We start from the raw sequence: 476 nt of genomic DNA, 5'->3' as shown, positions 1-476 counted from the left end.
ATCCTGCCCGTTCGTGCCGGATTCGTGGTTACCTGCTTATCGGTGAAGAACACCGTGCCGTTCGCCACCCAGCAGCCTTCGTTCGCGCCAAAGATGGCCGCGCCGTTCGCATAAGCCTGAATGTACGGCCCGCTTGCCGCGACGTTGCCGAGGACTGACGCGAGGGTTGCGCCGTCGAGATCCGGATCGGCGATATTCACCCATTCGATCTCGAACTCTTGGCACAGGGCGGGCAGTCTCAGATCCGCGTTTATCACGTTCTTGACCTTGAGCCCTTGCAGCGTCCCGCCAACGTGCAGCGAGTTCAGGCCGCCGTCGTCGACGTTAGGAATGAAGCGATAAAGGGTGTTCGCGTTGCCCTGGTCTTCAGTCAGATACCAAAAACCGGTGCCGGGATCGATCGCACAAGCCTCGTGGGCCATGCGCCCCATTTGCACGATCGGATTCGGGTTGGCGGAATTCATGCTCGTGTCCGC

At 60.3% G+C, this 476-nt stretch carries 1 protein-coding gene; it reads right to left on the bottom strand.

What is annotated here, in order from left to right:
* A partial coding sequence (locus tag I6F37_RS38830) for an alkaline phosphatase PhoX (RefSeq protein WP_225154195.1) occupies positions 1 to 464 on the bottom strand: 464 nt, incomplete at its 3' end.
* Between the last annotated feature and the right edge of the window lie 12 nt (positions 465 to 476).

The organism is Bradyrhizobium sp. NBAIM08, from assembly GCF_020193935.1.
Lineage (GTDB): Bacteria > Pseudomonadota > Alphaproteobacteria > Rhizobiales > Xanthobacteraceae > Bradyrhizobium > Bradyrhizobium yuanmingense.
This window is presented reverse-complemented; position numbering and strand designations above follow the sequence as displayed.